24 protein-coding genes are annotated in these 23469 nt (G+C 55.1%); 13 read left to right on the top strand and 11 right to left on the bottom strand.

Annotated elements, in window-relative coordinates; genetic code table 11:
* Nucleotides 1-76 precede the first annotated feature (76 nt).
* On the top strand, nucleotides 77-811 hold the full coding sequence (locus I6G83_RS14875; protein WP_015671713.1) for an arginine ABC transporter substrate-binding protein: 735 nt from the start codon (nucleotides 77-79) through the stop codon (nucleotides 809-811).
* A gap of 31 nt (nucleotides 812-842) precedes the next feature.
* Here I6G83_RS14875 and rlmC read toward each other — a convergent pair whose 3' ends face one another.
* The 5 genes from rlmC to I6G83_RS14850 all read right to left on the bottom strand — a co-directional run bounded on the left by rlmC (nucleotide 843) and on the right by I6G83_RS14850 (nucleotide 4639).
* Nucleotides 843-1973 (bottom strand): 23S rRNA (uracil(747)-C(5))-methyltransferase RlmC, encoded by a 1131-nt coding sequence (rlmC, locus tag I6G83_RS14870; protein WP_054306730.1) that lies wholly within the window; start codon nucleotides 1971-1973, stop codon nucleotides 843-845.
* Nucleotides 1974-2070: 97 nt separating this feature from the next.
* Entirely contained in the window at nucleotides 2071-2550 is a 480-nt protein-coding gene (locus I6G83_RS14865; protein WP_054306729.1) for a YbjO family protein, read from the bottom strand.
* Between the two features lie 210 nt (nucleotides 2551-2760).
* On the bottom strand, nucleotides 2761-3246 hold the full coding sequence (locus I6G83_RS14860) for a type III secretion system chaperone family protein (protein WP_015671710.1): 486 nt from the start codon (nucleotides 3244-3246) through the stop codon (nucleotides 2761-2763).
* A gap of 143 nt (nucleotides 3247-3389) precedes the next feature.
* Nucleotides 3390-4307, bottom strand: a complete 918-nt coding sequence (rimK, locus tag I6G83_RS14855; RefSeq protein WP_054307818.1) for a 30S ribosomal protein S6--L-glutamate ligase — start codon at nucleotides 4305-4307, stop codon at nucleotides 3390-3392.
* Nucleotides 4308-4339: 32 nt separating this feature from the next.
* Nucleotides 4340-4639, bottom strand: a complete 300-nt coding sequence (locus I6G83_RS14850) for a YbjC family protein (protein ID WP_054307817.1) — start codon at nucleotides 4637-4639, stop codon at nucleotides 4340-4342.
* Nucleotides 4640-4870: 231 nt separating this feature from the next.
* Here I6G83_RS14850 and I6G83_RS14845 point away from each other — a divergent pair, with 231 nt between their 5' ends.
* Nucleotides 4871-5134 (top strand): GrxA family glutaredoxin, encoded by a 264-nt coding sequence (locus I6G83_RS14845; protein ID WP_004965081.1) that lies wholly within the window; start codon nucleotides 4871-4873, stop codon nucleotides 5132-5134.
* Between the two features lie 25 nt (nucleotides 5135-5159).
* On the opposite strand, the gene ybjM is transcribed toward I6G83_RS14845, so the two are convergent.
* The gene (ybjM, locus tag I6G83_RS14840) at nucleotides 5160-5549 is read right to left on the bottom strand and encodes an inner membrane protein YbjM (RefSeq protein ID WP_054307816.1); all 390 of its coding nucleotides are present in this window, start codon (nucleotides 5547-5549) and stop codon (nucleotides 5160-5162) included.
* Between the two features lie 307 nt (nucleotides 5550-5856).
* On the opposite strand from ybjM, the gene I6G83_RS14835 reads away from it, so the two are divergent.
* Nucleotides 5857-7545, top strand: coding sequence for an aspartate:alanine antiporter (locus tag I6G83_RS14835; RefSeq protein WP_054307822.1), 1689 nt, complete (start codon nucleotides 5857-5859; stop codon nucleotides 7543-7545).
* Between the two features lie 279 nt (nucleotides 7546-7824).
* Here the strand turns inward: I6G83_RS14835 and I6G83_RS14830 are convergent, their stop codons facing one another.
* The 3 genes from I6G83_RS14830 to I6G83_RS14820 form a co-directional block, all read right to left on the bottom strand.
* Nucleotides 7825-8268 (bottom strand): hypothetical protein, encoded by a 444-nt coding sequence (locus tag I6G83_RS14830; RefSeq protein WP_054307815.1) that lies wholly within the window; start codon nucleotides 8266-8268, stop codon nucleotides 7825-7827.
* Between the two features lie 115 nt (nucleotides 8269-8383).
* Nucleotides 8384-9157, bottom strand: coding sequence for an ankyrin repeat domain-containing protein (locus I6G83_RS14825; protein ID WP_054307814.1), 774 nt, complete (start codon nucleotides 9155-9157; stop codon nucleotides 8384-8386).
* Nucleotides 9154-10656: a hypothetical protein gene (locus I6G83_RS14820; RefSeq protein ID WP_054307821.1), complete on the bottom strand. Its 1503-nt coding sequence runs from the start codon at nucleotides 10654-10656 to the stop codon at nucleotides 9154-9156. The genes I6G83_RS14825 and I6G83_RS14820 overlap by 4 nt, the downstream gene beginning before the upstream one ends.
* A gap of 357 nt (nucleotides 10657-11013) precedes the next feature.
* Between I6G83_RS14820 and I6G83_RS14815 the strand changes: the two genes are divergently transcribed.
* The 4 genes from I6G83_RS14815 to idi all read left to right on the top strand — a co-directional run bounded on the left by I6G83_RS14815 (nucleotide 11014) and on the right by idi (nucleotide 14208).
* Complete coding sequence (locus I6G83_RS14815; protein ID WP_054307813.1) at nucleotides 11014-11394, top strand: DUF4354 family protein; 381 nt, start codon at nucleotides 11014-11016, stop codon at nucleotides 11392-11394.
* A 213-nt stretch (nucleotides 11395-11607) separates the two neighbouring features.
* The gene (locus I6G83_RS14810) at nucleotides 11608-12513 is read left to right on the top strand and encodes a UbiA family prenyltransferase (protein ID WP_054307812.1); all 906 of its coding nucleotides are present in this window, start codon (nucleotides 11608-11610) and stop codon (nucleotides 12511-12513) included.
* A 217-nt stretch (nucleotides 12514-12730) separates the two neighbouring features.
* Entirely contained in the window at nucleotides 12731-13639 is a 909-nt protein-coding gene (locus I6G83_RS14805; protein WP_054307811.1) for a UbiA family prenyltransferase, read from the top strand.
* A 23-nt stretch (nucleotides 13640-13662) separates the two neighbouring features.
* On the top strand, nucleotides 13663-14208 hold the full coding sequence (idi, locus tag I6G83_RS14800) for an isopentenyl-diphosphate Delta-isomerase (RefSeq protein WP_054307810.1): 546 nt from the start codon (nucleotides 13663-13665) through the stop codon (nucleotides 14206-14208).
* Between the two features lie 79 nt (nucleotides 14209-14287).
* On the opposite strand, the gene eco is transcribed toward idi, so the two are convergent.
* Nucleotides 14288-14797 (bottom strand): serine protease inhibitor ecotin, encoded by a 510-nt coding sequence (gene eco / locus I6G83_RS14795; protein ID WP_015671699.1) that lies wholly within the window; start codon nucleotides 14795-14797, stop codon nucleotides 14288-14290.
* Nucleotides 14798-15029: 232 nt separating this feature from the next.
* Here eco and I6G83_RS14790 point away from each other — a divergent pair, with 232 nt between their 5' ends.
* The 6 genes from I6G83_RS14790 (at nucleotide 15030) to I6G83_RS14765 (ending at nucleotide 21852) form a co-directional block, all read left to right on the top strand.
* On the top strand, nucleotides 15030-15776 hold the full coding sequence (locus I6G83_RS14790) for a phosphatase PAP2 family protein (RefSeq protein WP_072186189.1): 747 nt from the start codon (nucleotides 15030-15032) through the stop codon (nucleotides 15774-15776).
* A 5-nt stretch (nucleotides 15777-15781) separates the two neighbouring features.
* Entirely contained in the window at nucleotides 15782-16387 is a 606-nt protein-coding gene (gene ybjG / locus I6G83_RS14785) for an undecaprenyl-diphosphate phosphatase (protein WP_015671697.1), read from the top strand.
* 185 nt (nucleotides 16388-16572) lie between these two features.
* Entirely contained in the window at nucleotides 16573-17253 is a 681-nt protein-coding gene (deoC, locus tag I6G83_RS14780; RefSeq protein WP_054307809.1) for a deoxyribose-phosphate aldolase, read from the top strand.
* Nucleotides 17254-17401: 148 nt separating this feature from the next.
* Complete coding sequence (deoR, locus tag I6G83_RS14775) at nucleotides 17402-18166, top strand: DNA-binding transcriptional repressor DeoR (protein WP_054307808.1); 765 nt, start codon at nucleotides 17402-17404, stop codon at nucleotides 18164-18166.
* A 930-nt stretch (nucleotides 18167-19096) separates the two neighbouring features.
* Nucleotides 19097-20395: an HAAAP family serine/threonine permease gene (locus I6G83_RS14770; RefSeq protein WP_015671694.1), complete on the top strand. Its 1299-nt coding sequence runs from the start codon at nucleotides 19097-19099 to the stop codon at nucleotides 20393-20395.
* Between the two features lie 89 nt (nucleotides 20396-20484).
* Nucleotides 20485-21852, top strand: a complete 1368-nt coding sequence (locus tag I6G83_RS14765) for an L-serine ammonia-lyase (protein ID WP_015671693.1) — start codon at nucleotides 20485-20487, stop codon at nucleotides 21850-21852.
* A 271-nt stretch (nucleotides 21853-22123) separates the two neighbouring features.
* Here the strand turns inward: I6G83_RS14765 and I6G83_RS14760 are convergent, their stop codons facing one another.
* Nucleotides 22124-23329 carry a serine hydrolase gene (locus tag I6G83_RS14760; protein WP_054304857.1) on the bottom strand — a complete coding sequence of 402 codons (1206 nt, stop codon included), beginning with the start codon at nucleotides 23327-23329 and terminating at the stop codon, nucleotides 22124-22126.
* Nucleotides 23330-23469: the final 140 nt, after the last annotated feature.

The raw sequence follows: 23469 nt of genomic DNA, 5'->3' as shown, positions 1-23469 counted from the left end.
CAACCTGCAGAATATTGTCAGCAAAATCAACCGATGGCGGCGATAACAACACGAATAGTCAGACAGGAGCTTCCGCATGAAAAAATTACTGCTCGCCGCCGCCGTGCTGGCCGGAGTGACCTTTAGCGCCCAGGCGGCCGACACCATCCGTTTCGCCTCTTCCGCCACCTATCCGCCGTTTGAATCGCTGGACGCCAATAACCAGATCGTCGGCTTTGATATCGACCTGGCGAAGGCGTTATGCAAGCAGATGCAGGCGGAATGCACCTTCACCAACCAGGCCTTCGACAGCCTGATCGCCGCGCTGAAGTTCAAAAAGTTCGATGCGGTGATTTCCGGGATGGACATCACGCCGGAGCGCAGCAAGCAGGTCAGCTTCACCCAGCCGTACTACGCCAACTCGGCGATTGTGATCGCGCAGAAAGGCAAATACGCCTCGCTGGCGGAGCTGAAGGGGAAAAAGGTCGGGATGGAAAACGGCACCACCCACCAGAAATATATGCAGGATAAACACCCGGAGATTAACACCGTCTCTTACGACAGCTATCAGAACGCCATTCTGGAGCTGAAAAACGGCCGTATTGACGGCGTCTTCGGCGATACCGCGGTAGTGAATGAGTGGCTGAAAAACAGCCCGCAGCTGGCGCCGGTCGGCGAGCACATCACCGATGCGCAATACTTCGGCACCGGCCTGGGGATTGCGGTGCGCCCGAATAACAAGGCGCTGCTGGACAAGCTGAACGCCGCGCTGACGGCCATCAAGGCCGACGGCACCTATCAGGCCATCAGCGACAAGTGGTTCCCGCAGTAAGCCATCAGCTCAGCCCGGTTCGCCGGGCTGATTACTTCTCCCGCACCAGCAGCGTCAGCACCTCATAGTGCGCGGTATGCGGGAACATATCGAACAGCTGCACCCGCTCAATCCGATACCCCGGCAGCAGCGCGATATCCTGCGCCATGCTTTGCGCATTGCAGCTGGAGTAGAGCAGATAGTCCGGCGCCATCCGCTGCAGATAGTCGCACAGCGCCTGACCGATGCCGCGCCGCGGCGGGTTGACCACCACCAACTGCGGCACATCCCCTTCCGCCGTGGCGAAACGGGTGGAATCCAGCGCCTGAAACTCAACCCGCTGCAACCCCAGCGTCGCCGCCGACTGGCGCGCGCAGCGAATCGCCTCCGCGCTGATTTCAATCCCGGTCAGGCGCGTTTCCGGCCGGGCACAGTGCAGGCCAAAGCCGCCGACGCCGCAAAACAGATCCCACATGCTGTCGATATTCAGCTCACGCACCCAGTCGCGCGCCGCGGCATACAGCGCCGACGCCACCTGCGGATTGGTCTGGAAGAAGCCCTGCGGGCGGATATACAGCGGCACCTGGTTAAAACGCTCCTCCAGCGCCTGCTGCTCGGTCAGGATAATTTCCTGCTCGCCCTCCATAATCGCCATGTGCACCGGCTGAATATTCACGGAAATCACCTGCAGCTGCGGCAGCTGTTGCTGCAGCCACGGCAGCGCGGCGCGCAGCTGCGCCAGTTTGCTGTCCGAGCGCAGAACAAAACGCAGCATCACCCCGTCGTTGCTGGTGCTTTCCGTCAGCAACAGATACTTCAGCTCGCCGCGCTTGCGCGCCACGTTATATGGCGTCAGCCCGGCGCGGGCGATAAAGGTTTTCAGTACGTTGAACATCGGCGCAAAGCTGGCGGGGTACAGCGGGCAGGCGCACAGATCGACCGGCGTGCCGTCGCGGTGCAGCATCCCCAGCAGCGGGCGCTCCACGCTGCCGCTGACCACCATTTTCGCCTTGTTGCGGAAGGCGCTCAGCGCACCGGTCACCGGCGGCAGCCACTGCCCGACCTCACGTTCGGCCAGCAGGGCCTGCAGATGCTGCTGTTTATCAGCCAGCTGCTGCGGATAAGGCTTTTCCAGCCACTGACAGGAACGGCAACTGCCGGCCGTATACAACGCGCAATGCATAGGATAACCGTAGGGATCGACGAATAAAAAATAAGGGCGCAGAGTTTAGCACCCTACGCCCTTATCCCCAAACTTCTTGACGCTATCGCCGCCGCCCTCAGCCGCGGGCAAAATAGCGGCGGCTGGCCGCCGGCAGAAACAGCAGGCCAAGAATCACCATATCGGGGATTTTTTCCAAAATCAGGGTATGCATAATCTGGGTGTTGGTTTCACCATCGACGGTAAACACTTCGGGAAACACGCTGCCGATGGTGGCCAACAGCAGATACCCCACCACCAGCGCCTGACAGAGCACATAGCCCCAGCGCCCGCCATTTTTACCGCGTATCACGGCAAAGCCGCAGTAAATCTGCAGGCAAAGCATGACGATGCCGGCCAGAAAGATCAGCGTCGAATCCCAGGCCTGCGCGCTGGTGCTGACAAATTCCTGCAGGCCGGACAGCCCCAACTCCCCCAACAGCAGCAGAATGCTGATGCATTTAATCGCCACCATTGCCGTACCGGCGATCAATACCGCCACCGGGACATCCGTTTGCGCTCTCAGGGTTCCCTGCTTGCTTTTCAGCATCTCTGACATATCCGTATTCCGCGATGAAATATCAGTAATATTCGGTATAAGAGCCAGTTAAATCATTTGCAATGCCAATTACAAAAAATAGCAGGTTTGGCGCCGAACGGCTATGACAGGACGGAGATAAAGCGCACGACCAGGCTTGTAGCGACGGGCAGACAACGGAGAGGGGGCAACGCATCGCCGGGATGGACGATGCGTCGTTGCAAGACGGGATTAGTGCAGCATCGGCTGGCGCATGGCCGCCGCCGGATTTTCTTCTTCCTCGCCCTCGCCCATAAACAGCAGGTCGTTGGCGCGCGCCTCGAGGATCACCATCGAGACCTGCTCTTCGCCCTGCTGCATAAAGTGCGCGAACTGTTCCAGCGTAATACCGACGGCAACGCTCAGCGACTGGCAGACGATCAGCTTGGGCAGATTGTCATCCTGGATATCCACAAACGCTTTGATGGTCAGCGAGCTGGCATTGATCTGGCTGAGGTCGGCAACCAGCGGGATCAGCGCAGTCGGCTTCACCTCCGCCAGGGCGGAGAACAGGATCACCCCGTCAACCAGGTCGATCTTGGCGTCGAAAATGCCGTCAAAGTTCTGCATATGCGGCAAATGCAGCGCCTGACAGGAGTCGCATTCAAAAAATGAAATGCCCAACTGGTCCAGCCAACGTCGTAATAACGCCAAATCGGGGACGATGAGTGAATCCATAGGGTACCAGCCTCACAATATTCAAAAACGCGAAAGGCGCATAGCTTACGGAATATTCATCCATGATGCCACGATCAATCAGGCTTAATTCAATAAAGGCGCGTTTCGCTATGGAAAAACTACGGGAAAATCGCATTAATCCCTTATTTTTTACTGGTTATCGGCGTCATTTTAGGGAAAATCCCGTGCGCCGCACGCTGCTCAACATAGTCAATCATCATCTCGGCGATATCCAGGCCGGTGGCGGTCTCGATGCCTTCCAGCCCGGGCGAGGCATTAACCTCCATCACCAGCGGCCCGCGATCGGCACGCAAAATATCAACGCCGGCAATATCCAGCCCCAGCGCCGCCGTCGCCTTGATGGCCAACGTGCGTTCTTCATCGCTGATATGCGTCGCAGACGCCGTGCCGCCGCGGTGCAGGTTGGAGCGAAACTCCCCCGCCCTGGCCTGACGCTCGATCGCCGCCACCACCTGGCCGCCAACCACCAGGCAGCGAATGTCGCGCCCCTGCGCCTCGCGCACATACTCCTGCACCAGAACATGCGCCTTCAGCTCACGGAACGCATCGATCACGCTGGCCGCCGCCTGCCGCGTGTCCGCCAGCATCACGCCGATGCCCTGCCGGCCTTCCACCAGCTTCACCACCAGCGGCGCGCCGCCGACCAGCGCGATCAGCGCATCGGTATCATCCGGCGAGTGGGCAACGCCGGTCATCGGCAGATCGATGCCCTGCTGCGCCAGCAGCTGCAGGGATTGCAGTTTGTCGCGCGCCCGGAGAATCGCCGCGGCTTCATTCAGCGGATAGCTGCCGAGCAGTTCAAACTGCCGCAGCACGGCGGTGCCGTAATAGGTGATGACGGAGCCGATACGCGGGATCACCGCGTCATAGCGCGCCAGCTGACGGCCGCGATAGTGAATGGCGGGCGCGGCCGAGTTGATATTTATCACGCAGGCGAGCGGATCGATCACCTCAATGCGGTGTCCGCGCCGCTCCGCTGCGGCGCGCAGGCGTCGACAGGAATACAGCGCACCGTCACACGAAAGAATGACAATGTTCAATTTATCTCGTCACCCCGAATCGGCGCCGACGCTTAATCGCGCGGGTCGCGTTTTTGTGGCTGTTGCGGCGGCTTACGCCGATCGTTTTCCGGCGGCAGTCCGCCGCGCATCAGCGGGCTGAAGCCATGCGCCACGCGCCAGACCAGCAGGGCCGCCGCCGGCAGCATCAGCGCCACGCCGAGAAAAATCATCGCCACCGCCGCCGCCTGTGAAGACAACATCCCCGGCAACTGAACATAGTCATGAATGCTCAGATAAGCCAGGATCAACATCACGATGCCCAATCCTTCCAGCACCAATATCGGGCGGGGCAATTCACCAAATGAACGCATGCTTTTTATCTCCAGACGTATTGCGCACAGTGTAGTGAATTCCCGCCGGCGAGGCCATTCGATAGGCGATGTAAATCAGATTAACAGGCAAATCCTGCTTTTTTTTAGTCACGCCAACAGGCATAGTAGGCGCCATTACACCTGAGTAATGCGCTGACTGAGGTCTGTTTCTGACCGACGGGATGTCGTTGCAATAGCGGTAAATTCTTGAATAACAACGAGGAGTATCTCATGTTTGCAGTAATCTTCGGGCGTCCTGGCTGTCCTTATTGTGTCCGTGCGAAAGAGTTGGCGGAAAAACTGACTGAAGAACGTGACGATTTCAACTTCCGTTATGTTGATATCCACGCGGAAGGCATCACCAAAGCTGACCTGGAAAAAACCGTCGGCAAACCGGTGGAAACCGTGCCACAGATCTTCCTGGATCAACAGCACATCGGCGGCTGCACCGATTTTGAAGCCTACGCGAAAGAAAATCTGAACCTGTTCCAGTAACCGGTTCACTCCCGATTAAGGCGCCTCAGGCGCCTTTTTTATTGCCGTGGGTTCGCTGCCGGGCAGACAGCATCCGGCGCAGGCTGCGCAAAAAGAGAAACAGCAGTGCGCCGCACAGGCACCAGAACACCGCGCTGGTGGCGTACGCCAACTCCTGCCAGAACGACTGGGTCGACATCAGCCAGAAATGGCGCACCACCAGGCACAGCGGCAGCGCACACAGTGCGCCGAGCAGCGGGCAGATAAGCCGTTTTTTGCTGGCAAGATAGCTGGCGATAAAGCCGGGAAGAGTAAACAGCAACAGGCCGGTTTCTCCATGCTGCGGGTGATTCAGCGAATTATTCTGACCAAGAAAGATCAGGCAGAACAGCAGAAAACAGCTGCTGAAACCGCCCCAATACCGATAGCTTACCATTCTGCTCCTCCCAGAAATGCAACAACGGACGCCGCGTAACCACGGCGCGCACGAACCGCGTCGGCCTGAGCCGACAAATTTTCCTTGGTAAAAAGAGAGTTAAATGCAAAAGGCGGCGCTCATTTTCAGCTTAGTGCTGGCTGTCCTGCGTCAGAGAGACTAGAATAATGCCGCTGATCGAGGAAGCGATTGCGCCTTTCGCGGGTTGGCGATTGGTATCGTTTTTATCCAACTATTTATATGGCTGAATCTATCCTGTATAGCCAGCCATATCAAGCACTTACTGGTAAACAATAAGTTACATCCTGTGAACATAAACGTCGCTAGTTTGTTAAACGGCAACTACATCCTGTTGCTGTTTGTGGTACTCGCCCTGGGGCTCTGCCTCGGAAAACTTCGCCTTGGCTCCGTGCAACTCGGTAGTTCTATTGGCGTTTTAGTCGTCTCCCTGCTGCTTGGCCAGCACAACTTCGCCATTAACACCGAAGCGCTCAGTCTGGGCTTTATGCTGTTTATCTTCTGCGTCGGCGTCGAAGCCGGGCCGAACTTTTTCTCGATCTTTTTCCGCGACGGTAAAAATTACCTGATGCTGGCGCTGGTGATGGTCAGTTCCGCGATGGTGATGGCCGTCGGCCTCGGCAAGCTGTTCCACTGGGACATCGGCCTGACCGCCGGCATGCTGGCCGGCTCCATGACCTCGACGCCGGTTCTGGTCGGCGCCGGCGATACGCTGCGCAATACCATTACCAACGGGCCGGCGCTGCTGTCCGCCCAGGACCACCTCAGCCTGGGCTATGCGCTGACCTACCTGATCGGTCTGGTCAGCCTGATTTTCGGCGCGCGCTATCTGCCCAAGCTGCAGCATCAGGATTTACCGACCTCGGCGCAGCAAATCGCCCGCGAGCGCGGCCTGGATACCGACAGCCAGCGTAAGGTCTACCTGCCGGTGATCCGCGCCTACCGCGTCGGCCCGGAGCTGGTAGCCTGGGCCGACGGCAAAAATCTGCGCGAGCTGGGCATTTACCGCCAGACCGGCTGCTATATCGAACGCATCCGCCGCAACGGCATTCTGGCCAACCCGGACGGCGACGCCGTGCTGCAGGTTGGCGATGAGATCTCGCTGGTGGGTTATCCGGACGCCCATGCACGCCTCGACCCGAGCTTCCGCAACGGTAAGGAAGTGTTCGACCGCGACCTGCTCGATATGCGCATCGTCACCGAAGAGATCGTGGTAAAAAACAGCAATGCGGTCGGCAAGCGTTTAAGCCAGCTGAAGCTGACCGACCACGGCTGCTTCCTCAACCGGGTGATCCGCAGCCAGATTGAAATGCCGATTGATGACAGCATCGTACTGAACAAAGGCGATGTGCTGCAGGTCAGCGGCGACGCGCGCCGGGTGAAGAGCGTGGCGGAGAAAATCGGCTTTATCTCTATCCACAGCCAGGTGACCGACCTGCTGGCCTTCTGCGCCTTCTTTATCATCGGCCTGCTGATTGGCCAGATCACCATCCAGTTCAGCAACTTCTCGTTCGGCATCGGCAACGCCGCCGGGCTGCTGATGTCGGGCATTATGCTCGGCTTCCTGCGCGCCAACCACCCAACCTTCGGCTATATCCCGCAGGGGGCGCTGAATATGGTGAAAGAGTTCGGCCTGATGGTGTTTATGGCCGGCGTCGGCCTGAGCGCCGGTGCCGGCATCAGCCACAGCCTGGGCGCCGTCGGTTGGCAGATGCTGGTCGCCGGGCTGATCGTCAGCCTGGTGCCGGTAGTGATCTGCTTCCTGTTCGGCGCTTACGTGCTGCGCATGAACCGCGCCCTGCTGTTCGGCGCGATTATGGGCGCGCGCACCTGCGCCCCGGCGATGGACATCATCAGCGACACCGCCCGCAGCAACATCCCCGCCCTTGGCTACGCCGGCACCTACGCTATCGCTAACGTATTGTTAACGCTGGCAGGTTCGCTGATTGTGGTGCTGTGGCCGGGCATACTGGGCTGACGACGCGGACGCGGAGAAAATTTAGCGGCGAAATATTTTTGAAATTTTTATCATCCGGCAGAACTTTTCGAACGGGTGGTAGTCTTAATTAGTGCCACTGCTTTTCTTTGATGTCCCCATTTTGTGGAGCCCGATAATCCCGCCTTTTCAGGTTCAAGATTATCGGGTTTTTTGTTACCTGAGGAAAATATCCTTCTAATACAATGCACTAGCGACACTAACATCCCCCAGTGGCGGCTGACTGCAAGGGCAGCAGAAGATCGTAAAAGTGACGGCCGGCTAACCGGGGAAAAAGGCGAACAAAAAACATAATACGGCAACCAGTATGATGATACTGAAGATCAGCCCGGCGCCGAACAATATCGCATGGAAGACAAGCGTCCCTCCGCCAAAAAACAGCGCTCCGCCAACCCCCCAGCCGTTCTCCTTGCGTATCCCTCCGATAAATGCGAGCACCAACGCAACGATCGCCAGACCAATGGTCGCGCTATTCAGTATGTTATCGACATCGATAGCACGTTTCTCCGTCACCGGCGGTTCCTGACCTTTCAGGCCGGCTAAAATGCCGTTTTTGATAGATGACACTTTCTCCGCAACGCTGACTTCCAGCGGCGGCTTGCTTGCTAACGGATAAAAGTTGAAATGAAACAGGCTGATAAGCAAGGCCAACGCACCAAGCAACATGCCATATAGGCTGATTTGATATTTATGTGTTTTGCGCATGCTATATACTATTTTTATGGAAAATGATTTTATGAGAAGCCAATGATAACACCATTTAATCTTGTATTGAGCAGGGATGCCACATGTAAATGCGGCATCTTTTCCTATAAAACACTTACTTCTCGACGGGTTGAGGCGGCCAATCTCCACCATTCTTAATTAATAGTTCTTTTATTTTTTCAATTTTATCTTTATCATCAGCATCTCCTTGATCTCTACTTATAAATCGTTGCAACTGATTCCCCATCGTCCATCCTGAATTGCCCTTAATTTTGTCGTCCGCACCTTTTTCCAGTAAAAGAATTGCATGGTCAAATGAATAAGAATCTACCGATTCTATCAATAGAGTATCACCCAATGAGTCTTTTATATTTATATCAGCACCGTACTCAAGCATTGTTTTTAAAGTTTCAGTATTTTTCGCTTTTAATGTTTCAAATACAATTGGCTCATTAAATGTTTTATCTTTGGCATTAGGAGATAACCCGCCGTTAAGCATCGCTTTTATCCAAATCCCCTTGTCGCCTTTCAGGACAAATTCCGCAGGACTGCTTCCCCCTTTTGATCTTGGTTGCAATGGGTCTGCGCCAGCCTTAACCAAGTCCGTAATAATTCTAAGCCTTTCCTGAGCAGTTTTATCGTAGATCGAGTTCAGCACCGACCAGAATAACAGCGTCATTTCTGCTTTTGCCGGCCGGTTCAGCTCTTCCTTGCTGACGGATGGAAGCTTCTGCTTCAATTTCGCTTCATCACCGTCATAAATCAGCTGCGCGATTTCCAGCTGGCTGCCGTCAAAAAAATCCTTTGGTTCATATTCCATACTTTTCTTACACCCCTGCACCATAAAAACAGAAAACATTAACGCCATTGCCATTATCACCCTTCTCATATTCTCCCCCTGATAGTGGCGACATCGTCGTCTTTCTGATCCTCAATCAGCTTTATTGTCTGGTCTATACCGTGTTTGTCAAGCAATGTTCCCGTTCCGCCGGGAAGCGTGTGTGGTATACCAGCAGCTTTAGGCACAGCAAGCGATAGCCACTCTTTTAAAGTGAACGGTAGTGCGACTCCCCACGGTTTTTGCAGCGATTCAGGCAGGAAATTTTTTATCAGTTCATAATCACTTTCGTTATTAACCTCTTGCAGTGTAGTTAATAATTCCCCCTCAACCCGATAGGCCTGTATATTACTGGTAGTACCAAGGATTTCACTTCCGTATTTTTCAACAGTTCCGCTGTTAAGTCCGGCAGCATTGAATGTCCATGCAGGCTTTCCACTGGCCATTGATGTAGCCGAGGCCATCCCTCCACCTAATGAATGCCCTGAAATATCAATATTTGGATATTTTGATATTTTAGCCCCAATATCGATAGCCCTTTTATAATATTCTGAATTTATGCCAGAAGCTTGGGCGCCATTATTTATCCAGTCATTGACATTTTTTATTCCTGACAGATCGCCACCCAATGCTTTTCTTGTTGCAATGCCAGTTCCCTCTGGGAATTCTGGCGCTCTTGACCCTCTGAACACGACCGTCGGATTCATATCGTCACCAAAAACACTGCTATCAGGTTGATATACCCTTGCCAGAAAATCAGGTGCTTCCTCACTATCAAAGAGCATCTTTCTTTTTAACCCAATTTTACTCAGGGCATTATCATCATTACTGATATCCTTCCACCCCTCCGGAACTCCCGGGGTATCTCTGAGCGGATTGGTCGTTTTGTAGACATTTTCAGCCAGCTTTGCCTTCTCTACGGCGACATTGTTTTCGGCCAGTCGTTCTGAAGCAATACGAGCATCCGGGTAGATACTCCGCTGCCCTCGCCCAATCAGATATTTTCGCTCCTGCCAGCGCTCTGCTTTGGTCATAGAACCAGCCGCCGCCTCCTGGGAGACCCTCCCCCCCTTCGTCAGCTCATCCGCTTCCAGCGCAGGTTTTTGCCGCGCTACCTGCGCCGGGAAAACTGACGGCCGCGCCCGACGTCCGCCATAAGACTTCACGACCTCCTCATAGCGCCTTATTATCTCATCCACCCGGTAGTTGGGTTCCTGCCGCCCCTGCGGTCTCAGATAGCCTTCCGTGTCAGCGTAAAATGGCCCTATCGTCGCCAGTACGCCCGGACGGGTTTCAATCGCCACAATGTCGCCTATCAGCAAGGCGCTCTGCACCTTTCCACGCAGGTTGGAGCTCATTCCCTCATGAGTGAAACCGATTTCACGGCGTATCCGCTCGCCACCTTTAAAACCGGTGAAGAGTGACAGAATGTCGCTTTCCGGCATATATGACAGTTTATGACATGCACTGGCAGGGCTGATTATCCGGGGGAACTCATCAGGTGAAATTAAATCATCGGTGATATACAGCAACTTCAAGCTGGAAAACATTTTGCATCGGTTCCTTTGCAGCGACTCCGCCTGCTCATACAGGCATTCACACTCGGTAGCGTTAAGATCGTCAATTTTTCGAATAACAATCAGCCATTGCCGACTGTCCATAAGGTATCGAACGCTTGGTTGTATAATAGATAAATTGCGCTGTTTATCTATGCGTTTTTGATAAGAATACTTCCCGGATGGATTGTATGAGTCCGAATGTGGCGTGACATCGAGCGCTTTCAGTGATAAATCGCATAACCCAGCCCCCCTTTACCCACGGTTTAACTCAGAACCGATATCCTTAAGAAGCCATATCTTGCATACGCAGCGTGTGGCTGAGACATAACTCAACGGAAAGGACTAGCTATGAAAATTTCTACCATGGCGGCATCGCTTGCTTTAGCCGGCTTCTGTTTCGCGGCAAACGCGGCTACCCCGAAGAATATTGCGGTGTACGCAACGGAAAAGTCGACCGGCTCGATATCCATTAGCGGCAAGGACGCCTACACCAAAACCTTTGACGTCGCACTGGCCAAATTGCCCGGGGACGATATCGATTTATCAAAACTTTGTCTGAAGGCCTACTCGCCGGATAATCAGGCCTTCAAGCTCGACACGGTAGACGAGGCATTAACTAGCGGCAGCTTAAAAGAGGGTAAACTGGTGAAAGGCATCGCCGTATTTGCCGCTGACAGCGCCGCAGTCTACAGCGCCGCCCTGGTCAAAATTACCGACGATTGTAAGTAATCCGCCCAAGCAGCCTGACCGGGCTGCTTTTTCCTTATTGCCTTATTCAGCTCCGCCTTCGCCAGCAAGGCAAATAATAAGCAGATTTATTATCCCAATGCGGGATAGCTTGACACATAAATATTACTCACCTAAAACTGTGATAAATTTTATGTCAGCAAGATAAGAGCCGCGCTATGGGCCATGGGTCTATCGCTCCGCTAAGGATGCAATATGGCTGAAGATATCAGCATCCAAAAACGTCGCGGGGTGATGTTTGAACTGTGGCTGTCCTGGCGCTTCGTCAAAAACAATATCTGGGCGGGCGCCGTGGCGCCGACGCTGTTTACTCTGGCGCTCTGTGCAGCCAACGGTCTGGCCGGTACGGAAATCGCCATCAGCACCCTGGCATCATTTATTTATGCCTATCTACATCTCTACGTCTTTGATATCAACAGCCAGATATTTGGCATCGAAGAAGATAAAATCAATAAGCCGGATCGCCCGCTGGCGGCAAAAATCATTACGCTGGCGTCGGCGAAAATCAGGGCTGTCATTTTCACGCTGCTGTTTTTTGCCTACGGCATCTGCCTCGGCGTCATTGGCTGGACCCTGCTCTGGGTACTGTTCGTCCTGCTGTACAGCTATACGCCGTGGAGCAATAACTGGCTGCTGAAAAATCTCTTTGTCGCACTGGGCATACTGACGCTGCTGCCGGTCGCCGCCCACAACGCCGGCGTGCCACTCAGAGAGATCGCACACTGGCTGCTGTCGCTGCTGGTGATGACCAGCTATATGATCACCACGCAGGATCTCCGCGATGTAAAAGGCGATGCACGCATCGGCAGAAAGACTTTTCCCTTGGTTTACGGCATCCGTACGGCCAAGAACGCTCTGTCGCTGGCTTATCTGCTCTCTCTCGTTATCGCCCACTATACGCTGTTTACCCCAGGTGAAAACGGCAGCAGCGGCGCACTGTTGATCTTCGAGAGCGGCTCTGCGGTAATTTTATTATGCATCGCGGCGCGTTTGTGTAAACAAGACGCCGACTGCCGCTATGACCATTTTACCTACCGCCTATGGGAATACTGGTACACGCTGGTGTGTATTTCCATATTTGCCTTTTATATCAGCCGCTAGCCGGCAATCGCACCGATCATTGTCCTCTTTACCGCCCATTGCACAGGCTCCCCGGCATCATTTTCATTTCAGTTCAAATAATAAGCCGATTTATTATCTTATTCTGGGATAGCTTGACACATAAATATTTCTAAACTAAATATTTTATCAACCCCATTTCCGCCATAAGAGAACCCCACTATGCATCGCACGTCTGCCGCCTTGCCAAGGATGCCGCATGATTGAAAATGTCAGCATCCAAAAACGCCGGGACGTGCTGTTTGAACTGTGGTTATCCTGGCGTTTTGTCAGAAACAACGTCTGGGTCGGCATTATCGCGCCAACGTTATTTGCGCTGTCGCTCTCCCTCGCCAAGGGGATGGGAGCGCAGGCAATAGTATTCAGCACCCTGACTACCTTTATTTATGCTTATTTTCATATCTATATCATCGATATCAACAGCCAGATATTTGGTATTGAAGAAGATAAAATCAATAAGCCGGACCGTCCGCTGGCGGCCCAGGTCATCACGCTGAAGTCGGCCAAAACCCGCGCCGCGATTCTCGCCCTGCTGTTTATTGCCTATGGCCTTTACCTCGGCGTGATTGGCTGGGTACTGTTCTGGATACTGTGCTCACTGGTATACAGCTATACGCCATGGAGCAATAACTGGCTGCTGAAGAACATCCTTGTTTCGCTGGGCATACTGACGCAGCTGCCGGTCGCCGCCCACAACGCCGGCGTGCCGTTCAGGGAGATTGCCGACTGGCTGCTGCCGCTGATGCTGATGACCAGCTATATGATCACCACGCAGGATTTCCGCGATGTGAAAGGTGATGCGCTCATCGGCAGAAAAACCTTTCCGCTGGTGTACGGCATGCGCAAAGGAAAAATAATCATTGCCGTCGCCTATCTGCTTTCCATTGTTATTGCCCACTACACGCTGTTTATGCCCGGTGAACACAGCGGCAACGCTAGCGCCCTGTCCCTGTTTGAGATAGGATCCGCGCTTATTTTACTGCTCGTCTCAGCGCGTCTTTGCAAAAGAGATGCCGACAGCCGCTATGACCATTTCACCTACCGACTGTGGGAATACTGGTACACCCTGGTGTGTATTTCCATTATTGCCGTTTATATCAGCCGTTAACCGAGCACACCATGGAGAACACAATGCTTGAACATCATGAGCAGGTTATTTTGCTGGATGAGCATTTCCATCAGAGTGGGACAATGGATAAAGCCGTGGTGCACACCAGCCAGACGCCGCTGCATCTGGCCTTTTCCTGCTACGTGTTTAACCACAAAGGACAACTGCTGATTACCCGGCGGGCGCTCAGCAAAACCGCCTGGCCCGGCGTCTGGAGCAACTCGTTTTGCGGTCACCCGCAGCCCGGTGAAAGCCAAAGCGATGCGATAATGCGCCGCGCCGCCTTTGAACTTGGCCTGAGCATCAGCCCGCCGGAACTGGTGGTCCCCCGCTTCCAGTACTGCGTCACCGATGCCTCCGGCGTAATGGAAAACGAATTTTGCCCCATCTACGTCGCGCGCAGCGACGCGCAGCCGCAGCCTAATCCGCTGGAAGTGATGGAGTATGCCTGGGTCGGTATCGGACAGGTGATAGACGCCATTAGCGCCGTTCCTCAGGTGTTTTCCCCGTGGATGGCGTTGCAGCTGCAGCAGCCGGAACTGCTGAAAAAAATCGGCGCGCTAGCCTGACGGGTCAATAAGAAGCGGAGACGGGGAACAGCCCCGCCTCACGCTGAACCGGCGCATAAGAAGTGCGCCGGTAAGAGGGTTATTTCTTCACTGCGTTGTTAACCGCATCGTCGGCTTTCCAGACGCGATATTTCACTTCTGCGTCCTGCGGCACATAGACCACGATCGGCAGGCGGCTGTTATAACGCTGCATGGCGGCATCGCCCAGATTCGCCGTCACAAAGGCTTCACGCTTGGTCTTGTCCGGGCAGGCCATCATGGTGCTCATCGGGCCGGAGAGTTTATCCAGCACCAGATAGTCATAGCCCCAGCCGGACAGAGTTTTGCTTTCCAGCTTGCCGCCCAGCCCGTGGTGGTTGCAGTCAACTTCCAGCGTTTTACCGATCAGCAGCTCAACTTTGTAGTTTTCTTCATGATCCTGTTTCGGCAGGTAAATCACCTGACGCGTCATGCCTTTCTCCGCCTGCGGGTAAGGGGCAATTTTTTCCAGCGGCTGCTGGCTGATGTCGCCTTTTTCAGTCGCATTGGTTGCCGCGCCGGCAGAAGCAGCCATCATCATGCCGGCTACTAACAAGGAGATCTTTTTCATGTTCTTTCCCTATGATTCATACTGAAAACCAGACATAAACTAATACACTATCCCAACAGTTTCCAATAGTTTAATCTTCTTTACATTAAGAAATTGAAAGCCACAACCACTGGAACAAAAACAAATAACAGAATAAAAACAATTCACATAAGCAATGGATTGTAGCGCTAAGGTTTTCTTAAGCCGGGAGATTTACCGTTGGCAAGACTGATGACTAACGGTGAGCTGACGCGTGGACCTCGAAAAACCATCCCGATCTTTATTAAATCAATCCTCAACGGCCAAACACTTTAAGAATGGCTCTATTTACTCCTTAACGCCATCCTTTTACCGTTGGCAGGTTTTTGGCTTAATTGTCAGTGGTTTGCTATTTTTATGGCTGTCGCGTGACGAACGCCTGGACTGGGCCATCAGCAACATGTGGTTCGACAGCGCCAGCGGGCACTTCCCCTGGCAGCATAACGTCTGGCTGGACGTGATTAATCACCGCTTATTGAAGATCGGCGTGATCGCGGCGTCAGTGCTGGCGCTGCTATGGGGCATTTACCGGCGCCATGCCCGGCTGATCCTGTGCATGTTGCTGGTCGGCGTCGGGCCGCTGGTGGTCGGCCTGTTAAAGGCTTTCAGCGCGCACTCCTGCCCGTGGGATCTGGTGCAATACGGCGGGCAGGCGATGTCGTTCCCGCTGTTTGGCGCGCTGCCGACCAACCCCGGTCCCGGCCGCTGCTTCCCCGGCGGGCACGCGTCCAGCGGCTTTGCGGTAATGGCGCTGTTCTTTCTGTTTTATCCCCGGCGGCCAAACGTGGCTTACGCCTGCTGGGGTGCCGGCATCGTTCTGGGGCTGCTGATGGGCTTTGGCCAGGTGATGCGCGGTGCGCACTTTTTTTCCCATAACCTGTGGGCAGGTTGGTGGGTTTGGTTCAGCCAATTGGCTGTTTATTGGTGGGTTAGCGGCGTTATTCGCCGCAAGACGAGGTAAATATTATGGAGCAGTTGAACTATCTTCTTTTCGCCTGGATTAATGCGACCCCGGCCTCGCCCGCCTGGTCGATCGACTTCGCCACCTTTATTGCGCGCGATCTGATCGCGATTGTTCCGCTGCTGATCGTCGGCCTGTGGTTCTGGGGGCCGAAAGACGCGCTGGTTTCACAGCGTGAAGTGGTGGCCAAGACCACCATTGCGCTGGCGTTCGCCATCCTGACCTCTGCCGCTATCGGCATGCTGCTGCCGCATGAACGTCCTTTCGTCGCCGGCATCGGCTATACCTTCCTGCAGCACGCGCCGGACAGCTCCTTCCCCAGCGATCACGGCACCGCCATTTTCACCTTTGCCATGGCATTTCTGTGCTGGCACCGGCTGTGGTCCGGCATTGTGCTGATGGTTATCGCCGTCGCCATCGCCTGGTCGCGGGTTTTCCTCGGCGTACACTGGCCGCTGGATATGGTCGGCGGTTTCCTGCTCGGCATGGTGGGCTGCCTGGTGGCGCAGCTGGTGTGGAACCTGTTCGGCAGCGCGATCGCCGCCAAACTGGAGCGTCTGTACCGCTTCCTGTTCGCCTTCCCTATCCGTAAAGGCTGGATCAAAGAGTAATCACCGCGCGGGGCCGTTCAGCCCCGCAGCTCTCCCCTGCGCCATCTCCTCTTCAGCACCCTTAATGTTATTTTAATAACAAAAAACCCTCTAAACCCGTGGCAAAAACGCAAATAACGGCTATAATCACGGTTATTAAATGTCATTATTATAACATTCACTGCTCACCATTCAGAGGACACGCAATGACCAGCGAAAATATTGATTACGCCAGCTATATCGACCATACCCTGCTGGCGATGGACGCCACCGAGCAGCAAATCAGCACGCTGTGTGAAGAAGCGCAGCAGCACAATTTCTATGCGGTATGCGTGAACTCCGGTTACGTGCCGCTGGTGGCGCAGCTGTTGCAGGACAGCACGGTAAAAGTCTGTTCGGTGATCGGCTTCCCGCTGGGCGCCGGCCTGACCGTTACCAAAGCTTTTGAAGCCAAAGCGGCGATTGCCGCCGGCGCGCAGGAAATCGATATGGTCATCAACGTCGGCTGGCTGAAAAGCGGCATGCTGGACGATGTCAAAGCCGATATCGCCGCCGTGCGTGAGGTTTGCGCGGCTATCCCATTGAAGGTAATATTGGAAACCTGCCTGCTCAGCGACGCGCAAATCGTGCAAGTTTGTGAAATGTGTCGCGAACTTGACGTTGCCTTTGTCAAAACCTCAACCGGCTTCAGCACCGGCGGCGCTCGTGAAGAGCACGTTAAGTTGATGCGCGCCTCCGTGGGCAGCGAAATGGGCGTAAAAGCCTCCGGCGCAGTACGCGACCGCGCGACCGCGAAAACGATGATCGAAGCCGGCGCCACGCGCATCGGCACCAGCTCTGGCGTAGCCATCGTATCCGGCGAGCAAGCCGCCGCCGGCAGCTACTGATAGCAACGCCCCCGGGATACTGGCAGTAACCGGGCGCATTTGTTGACTGATGCGGGGTAATGCGTGATACGCACTGCTCCGCATTGTTGTATCTGGCCCTGGGCCGCCACGGATATCTCTTTAATCTCTAAACCGACGGGAGCAACAAATGGAAACGCGGCGCGAAGAACGCATCAATCGCTTAGTCCAGGTATTAAAGCGTTCTGACAAAATCCACTTAAAAGAAGCCGCCGCGCTGCTGGGGGTGTCGGAAATGACCATCCGCCGCGATCTCAGCGCCGAACCTGCGGCGGTGGTATTGCTGGGCGGCTACGTGGTGACCGATCCGCGCAACAACGGCGTGACCCATTACTTTGTCTCCGACCAGAAAGCCAAACAGGTGAGCGAGAAACGGCGCATCGGCCTGCTGGCCGCACCGCTGATCGCAGAGAACGATACGGTGTTCTTTGATTGCGGCACCACCACGCCGGCGATTATCGACGCCATTGCCGACGACCTGCCCTTTACCGGCGTCTGCCACTCGCTGAACACCTTTCTGGCCCTGCAGGACAAGCCGCAGTGCAAGGTGATCCTGTGCGGCGGCGAGTTCAAGCCGAACAACTACATCTTCAGCAGTATCGGCCAGCGCAACGAAATGGACAGCATCTGTCCCAACATCGCCTTTATTTCCGCCGCCGGCCTCAGCCTGCAGCAGGGCGCCAGCTGCTTTAACTTTGACGAGCTGGATATGAAGCACCGGGCGCTGGCGACGGCGCAGCGCAAGGTGTTGGTGGCCGACCACAGTAAATTCGGCAAGGTGAAGCCGGCCTGCATCGGCCCGCTGACCCTGTTTGACCACGTCATCACCGACCAGCGTCCCGACGACGAATTCAGCGATTTCTTCAGTCAGCACGCTATCACCCTGCGCTACTGAACCATTCAGGCCGCTGAGCACGCTCAGCGGTTCTCCTTGCCCCCATTATCCGCCAATTAATTACCAATAATCCTATCCGAATCCGGCAATAGGTTAATAAAATGCAACCGGTAACGGGGGTTATTATTTTTTCCACTGGAAATAACGGTAAAATAATGAGCTGCGGCATCAGCGCCCGGCACGTTTTAAGCCCATCGTATCGCAACAAGAATTGATTAAAATAACACCAGCAATATCCCTTATTGCCGCTCAAACAGCTATGACTGCACTTTTATATGATAAATGGCTAAGCACCGTTGGCCATTAATAAATCATTTCGCCTGACCAGGGCCACAGAAGAAAAACACAGTAATTAAATTAAAATCAGTTAGTTAACCAAACTCCATCTGGCGCATTGATGTGATCGCCATCACCAAATCTGCATATTCATCGTTTTTAGCTAGATCCTGGCCACTGCTTAAAATATATTGCTCACCTTCTATACACAGGCAGCGTTTTATCCGGCAAATCTGGCAAAAACCCAGATAACGCTGGTGGTAATAAAAAAACACAATAAAGCATAATGCTTCATGATAAAGAACATTTTATAAATAAAATATTAACAAACTAGTCTTTATCCGCATATATATCGCATTTGGGAGCATGATCACGGTTGTTTATGCTGTAAATCGTTATCTTTCTGCCATCAAAAACGGAAGACAAGAATCTTCTGAGCCAATACCCTATTTCCGCCCAACCTGGAGCGGCATGATTTTTAGTGTTAGTTGATCGCCACGATAATTAGCACAGTAAATAACCAGGGGGAAGTTCCTTTATCCCCGCAGGAAGCACCTGATTTAGCCGAATGCCGATCACTGGTTTACGGCATTCGGTTGTAACGTAAATTTTTGACTTTGCTTTTAAATTAACGTGTTCACTTCGGAGATATTTATGGACACTACACAGACCGGCACGATCGTCTCGGCAGCATCGGGTTCCAGCAGTACCTGGCGTAAAAGCGATACCATGTGGATGTTGGGCCTGTACGGCACCGCCATCGGCGCGGGCGTACTGTTCCTGCCCATCAACGCCGGGATCGGCGGCCTGATCCCACTGATTATTATGGCCATCATCGCATTCCCGATGACGTTCTTCGCCCACCGCGGCCTGTGCCGCTTTGTCCTGTCCGGTAAAAATCCGGGCGAAGATATCACCGAGGTGGTGGAAGAGCACTTCGGCATCAGCGCCGGCAAACTGATTACCCTGCTCTACTTCTTTGCCATCTACCCTATCCTGCTGGTTTACAGCGTCGCCATCACCAACACCGTCGACAGTTTCATCACCCACCAGCTGGGCATGACCTCACCGCCGCGCGCCATTTTGTCGCTGATCCTGATCGTCGGCCTGATGACCATCGTGCGCTTCGGTGAGCAGGCCATCGTCAAGACCATGAGCATTCTGGTGTTCCCGTTTGTCGCCGTGCTGATGCTGCTGGCGCTGTACCTGATCCCGAACTGGAGCGGCGCTATCTTCGAAAACGTCTCCCTGTCAGGCGCCGGCACCGGTATGGGCCACGGCCTGATGATGACGCTGTGGCTGGCGATCCCGGTGATGGTGTTCTCCTTTAACCACTCGCCGATCATTTCCGCCTTCGCCGTAGCAAAACGCGAAGAGTACGGCGCGGACGCCGAGAAAAAATGCTCACGCATTCTGGCTTACGCCCACATCATGATGGTGCTGACCGTGATGTTCTTCGTGTTCAGCTGCGTACTCAGCCTGTCGCCGGCCGATCTGGCGGAAGCCAAGGCGCAGAACATCTCCATTCTGTCGTACCTGGCCAACCACTTTAACAACCCGATGATTGAGTACATCGCGCCGGTTATCGCCTTTGTCGCCATCACCAAATCGTTCCTGGGCCACTACCTCGGCGCGCGTGAAGGTTTCAACGGCATCGTCAGCAAATCGCTGAAAACCCGCGGCAAAACCATCAGCAGCGGCAAACTGAACCGCCTTACCGCCATCTTTATGCTGGTCACCACCTGGATTGTCGCAACGCTGAACCCAAGCATTCTGGGCATGATCGAAACCCTGGGCGGCCCGATTATCGCCATGCTGCTGTTCCTGATGCCGATGTACGCCATCCGTAAAGTGCCGGCGATGCGTAAATACGCCGGCCATATCAGCAACGCCTTCGTGGTGCTGATGGGTCTGATCGCCATGTCGGCCATCCTGTACTCGCTGTTTAGCTAAACGCACTCCCGCCGGCGCGCCACGCGCCGGCCTGCCCCATCCCCCTATTCTGTATTTACCGCCTGACACCTGAAGAAGGAGGCGAGACTATGGTCAGCGTTTTCGATATTTTCAAAATCGGCATCGGCCCGTCCAGTTCCCACACCGTCGGCCCGATGAAAGCCGGCAAACAGTTTATCGACGAACTTATCGCCCATCAGCAGCTGATGGACGCCACCCGGCTGGTGGTGGATGTTTACGGTTCACTCTCCCTGACCGGGAAAGGCCACCATACCGACCTGGCGATCATTATGGGGCTGGCGGGCAATTTGCCCCATGACGTCGATATCGACGCCATCCCCGGTTTTATCCGTCAGGTGGAGCAAACCGGCCGCCTGCCGCTGGCTCACGGCTGCCACGAGGTGGACTTTCCGCTGGCGAGCAGCATGAACTTCCACCGTGATAACCTGCCGCTGCATGAAAACGGCATGCGCATCCGCGCCTTCGACGGCGAACGGCTGCTGCACAGCAAAACCTATTACTCGATCGGCGGCGGTTTTATCGTTGATGAGGCGCATTTCGGCCACGCCGCCGATGCGGCGCTGCCGCTGCCCTATCCGTTCCGCTCCGCGCAGGATCTGCAGCAGCACTGCAAAGACACCGGCCTGTCGCTGTCCGGTCTGGTGATGCAAAACGAGCTGGCGCTGCGCAGCAGAGAAGAGATTGAGTCGCACTTTACCGCCATCTGGCAGGTGATGCGCACCGGCATCGAACGCGGGATGAACACCGAAGGGCTGCTGCCCGGCCCGATGAAAATCCCGCGCCGCGCCGCCGCCCTGCGCCGCCTGCTGGTGACCGGCGATAAGAACAATACCGACCCGATGAACGTGGTGGACTGGCTCAATATGTTCGCCTTTGCGGTCAACGAAGAGAATGCCGCCGGCGGACGGGTGGTCACCGCCCCGACCAACGGCGCCTGCGGGATTATTCCGGCGGTGCTGGCCTATTACGACCAATTTATCCGGCCGGTTAACACCAATTCCTATAGCCGCTTCTTCCTCGCCGCCGGCGCCATCGGCGCGCTCTACAAAATGAACGCGTCGATTTCCGGCGCGGAGGTCGGCTGTCAGGGCGAGGTCGGCGTCGCCTGCTCGATGGCCGCCGCCGGGCTGGCGGAGCTGATGGGCGGCAGCCCGGCGCAGGTATGCATTGCGGCGGAGATCGCCATGGAGCACCACCTGGGGCTGACCTGCGATCCGCTGGCCGGCCAGGTGCAGGTGCCCTGTATCGAGCGCAACGCCATCTCCGCCGTCAAGGCGGTCAACGCCGCGCGGATGGCGCTGCGGCGCACCAGCGAGCCGCGGGTGTGTCTGGATAAGGTGATCGAAACCATGTACGAAACCGGCAAGGACATGAACGCCAAATACCGTGAAACCTCACAGGGCGGGCTGGCGATCAAGGTGGTGGCCTGTAATTAATGACAAAGGCCGCTTGCGCGGCCTGAGGTTGATGACAAAGTTGTCTGATGACCCGAGATACCCGGGCCTAGCGTAACGAGGGGCATTATGGGACGCATCCCTGCGTCCCACCCTACGGGCCAACCTGGCGGTTGTTCAAATTTGCTCCCGGCAAATTTGTCCGGCGGCTAATGCCGCTACGACCCCATCGCCACGCTCTCCCTAATAACAAGCTTTGTCAGCAGTCTGAAAGGGCGCATCAAGCGCCCTTTTTTTACCTCACCGGTCACGGTCAGCCGAAGATGCTGCCGAACCACTGGGTCAGTTTCATCATCACCATGTCCCAGATGCGGCTGAAGAAGTTGCCTTCCTTCACTTCCTCCATCACCACCAGCGGACGCTGGTCAACGGTTTTACCGTCCAGCTGGAAATCAATGGTGCCCACCACCTGGTTCTTCGCCAGCGGCGCTTCCAGCGTAGCGGAATTCAGCTTGTAGCTGGCCTTCAGGTTTTTCATCTGCCCTTTCGGGATGGTGATCGCCGCGTCTTTCGCCACGCCCAGCGGCACTTCGCTCTGCTCGCCGTACCAGACGCGCTGGGTAATAAACGGTTTGTCCGCCTTGATTGGCGTGACGGTTTCAAAGAAGCGGAAGCCCCAGGTCAGCAGCTTCTCGCTTTCGCTAAAGCGCACGCGATCGCTCGGCGCGCCCAGCACCACCGAAATCAGCCGCATCGGCCCTTCCGCCGCCGAGGCCACCAGATTATGGCCGGCGCCGCTGGTATAGCCGGTTTTGATGCCGTCCACCTTCAGGTTGGAGCTCCACAGCAGGCGGTTGCGGTTTACCTGGCGGATTTTATTGAAGGTGAACTCTTTCTCTTTATGCAGCGCATACTCATCCGGCACGTCGCGGATCAGCGCCTGGCTCAGCAGCGCCATATCGCGGGCGGTGCTGTACTGCCCTTCCGCATCCAGGCCATGCACCGTCAGGAAGTGGGTATTCTTCAGCCCCAGATGTTTGACGTAGTTGTTCATCAGCCCGACAAACGCATCCTGGCTGCCGGCCACGTAGTCCGCCAGCGCAATGCTGGCGTCGTTGCCCGACTGGATCACGATGCCTTTGTTCAGCTCCATCACCGGCACCTGATCGCCCGGTTTGATAAACATCAGGGAAGAGCCGCGCAGCGTCGGGTTACCGGTCGCCCAGGCATCTTTACCCACGGTGACCGAATCGGTCGGTTTGATCTTACCGGCTTTAATCGCCTGGCCGATAACGTAGCTGGACATGATTTTGGTCAGGCTGGCCGGATCAAGCCGGGTATCGGGGTTGCCTTCCGCCAGAATGCTGCCGCTGTTGTAATCCATCAGAATAAACGCCTTGGCGTCCACCTGCGGAGGCGCCGGCGGCGCGGCGGCCTGCACGGCCGGCGTTGCCAATAACAGAAAGCCGACGCTGAAGGTCAGCTTTTTCATGGAGGAAGCTAAGTGTGTTTTCATCATGTCGTCGCCAGAGTATCCATTCAATTTATTGAAATCGCGTTACCGTTCAAACTCGTTACGTCAGCCAAACCGGCGAGCAATCCCGGGCACCCACGCCCTGCCGCGTGCTCCCTGCCGGGAGTCGTATCCGGTCAGCGCTG

It is taken from the genome of Serratia rubidaea (genome assembly GCF_016026735.1).
GTDB lineage: Bacteria > Pseudomonadota > Gammaproteobacteria > Enterobacterales > Enterobacteriaceae > Serratia_B > Serratia_B rubidaea.
This window is presented reverse-complemented; position numbering and strand designations above follow the sequence as displayed.

What these genes read in the sequence shown, in the direction of transcription:
- I6G83_RS14825 (WP_054307814.1), bottom strand. Translation starts at nt 9,157, where the DNA reads ATGAGAAGGGTGATAATGGCAATGGCGTTAATGTTTTCTGTTTTTATG.
- I6G83_RS14860 (WP_015671710.1), bottom strand. Translation starts at nt 3,246, where the DNA reads ATGGATTCACTCATCGTCCCCGATTTGGCGTTATTACGACGTTGGCTG.
- I6G83_RS14830 (WP_054307815.1), bottom strand. Translation starts at nt 8,268, where the DNA reads ATGCGCAAAACACATAAATATCAAATCAGCCTATATGGCATGTTGCTT.
- I6G83_RS14760 (WP_054304857.1), bottom strand. Translation starts at nt 23,329, where the DNA reads ATGATGAAAACACACTTAGCTTCCTCCATGAAAAAGCTGACCTTCAGC.
- I6G83_RS14875 (WP_015671713.1), top strand. Translation starts at nt 77, where the DNA reads ATGAAAAAATTACTGCTCGCCGCCGCCGTGCTGGCCGGAGTGACCTTT.
- I6G83_RS14805 (WP_054307811.1), top strand. Translation starts at nt 12,731, where the DNA reads ATGATTGAAAATGTCAGCATCCAAAAACGCCGGGACGTGCTGTTTGAA.
- ybjM (WP_054307816.1), bottom strand. Translation starts at nt 5,549, where the DNA reads ATGGTAAGCTATCGGTATTGGGGCGGTTTCAGCAGCTGTTTTCTGCTG.
- I6G83_RS14845 (WP_004965081.1), top strand. Translation starts at nt 4,871, where the DNA reads ATGTTTGCAGTAATCTTCGGGCGTCCTGGCTGTCCTTATTGTGTCCGT.
- deoC (WP_054307809.1), top strand. Translation starts at nt 16,573, where the DNA reads ATGACCAGCGAAAATATTGATTACGCCAGCTATATCGACCATACCCTG.
- I6G83_RS14765 (WP_015671693.1), top strand. Translation starts at nt 20,485, where the DNA reads ATGGTCAGCGTTTTCGATATTTTCAAAATCGGCATCGGCCCGTCCAGT.
- I6G83_RS14820 (WP_054307821.1), bottom strand. Translation starts at nt 10,656, where the DNA reads ATGTTTTCCAGCTTGAAGTTGCTGTATATCACCGATGATTTAATTTCA.
- I6G83_RS14770 (WP_015671694.1), top strand. Translation starts at nt 19,097, where the DNA reads ATGGACACTACACAGACCGGCACGATCGTCTCGGCAGCATCGGGTTCC.
- rlmC (WP_054306730.1), bottom strand. Translation starts at nt 1,973, where the DNA reads ATGCATTGCGCGTTGTATACGGCCGGCAGTTGCCGTTCCTGTCAGTGG.
- I6G83_RS14850 (WP_054307817.1), bottom strand. Translation starts at nt 4,639, where the DNA reads ATGCGTTCATTTGGTGAATTGCCCCGCCCGATATTGGTGCTGGAAGGA.
- deoR (WP_054307808.1), top strand. Translation starts at nt 17,402, where the DNA reads ATGGAAACGCGGCGCGAAGAACGCATCAATCGCTTAGTCCAGGTATTA.
- idi (WP_054307810.1), top strand. Translation starts at nt 13,663, where the DNA reads ATGCTTGAACATCATGAGCAGGTTATTTTGCTGGATGAGCATTTCCAT.
- eco (WP_015671699.1), bottom strand. Translation starts at nt 14,797, where the DNA reads ATGAAAAAGATCTCCTTGTTAGTAGCCGGCATGATGATGGCTGCTTCT.
- I6G83_RS14810 (WP_054307812.1), top strand. Translation starts at nt 11,608, where the DNA reads ATGGCTGAAGATATCAGCATCCAAAAACGTCGCGGGGTGATGTTTGAA.
- I6G83_RS14865 (WP_054306729.1), bottom strand. Translation starts at nt 2,550, where the DNA reads ATGTCAGAGATGCTGAAAAGCAAGCAGGGAACCCTGAGAGCGCAAACG.
- I6G83_RS14815 (WP_054307813.1), top strand. Translation starts at nt 11,014, where the DNA reads ATGAAAATTTCTACCATGGCGGCATCGCTTGCTTTAGCCGGCTTCTGT.
- ybjG (WP_015671697.1), top strand. Translation starts at nt 15,782, where the DNA reads ATGGAGCAGTTGAACTATCTTCTTTTCGCCTGGATTAATGCGACCCCG.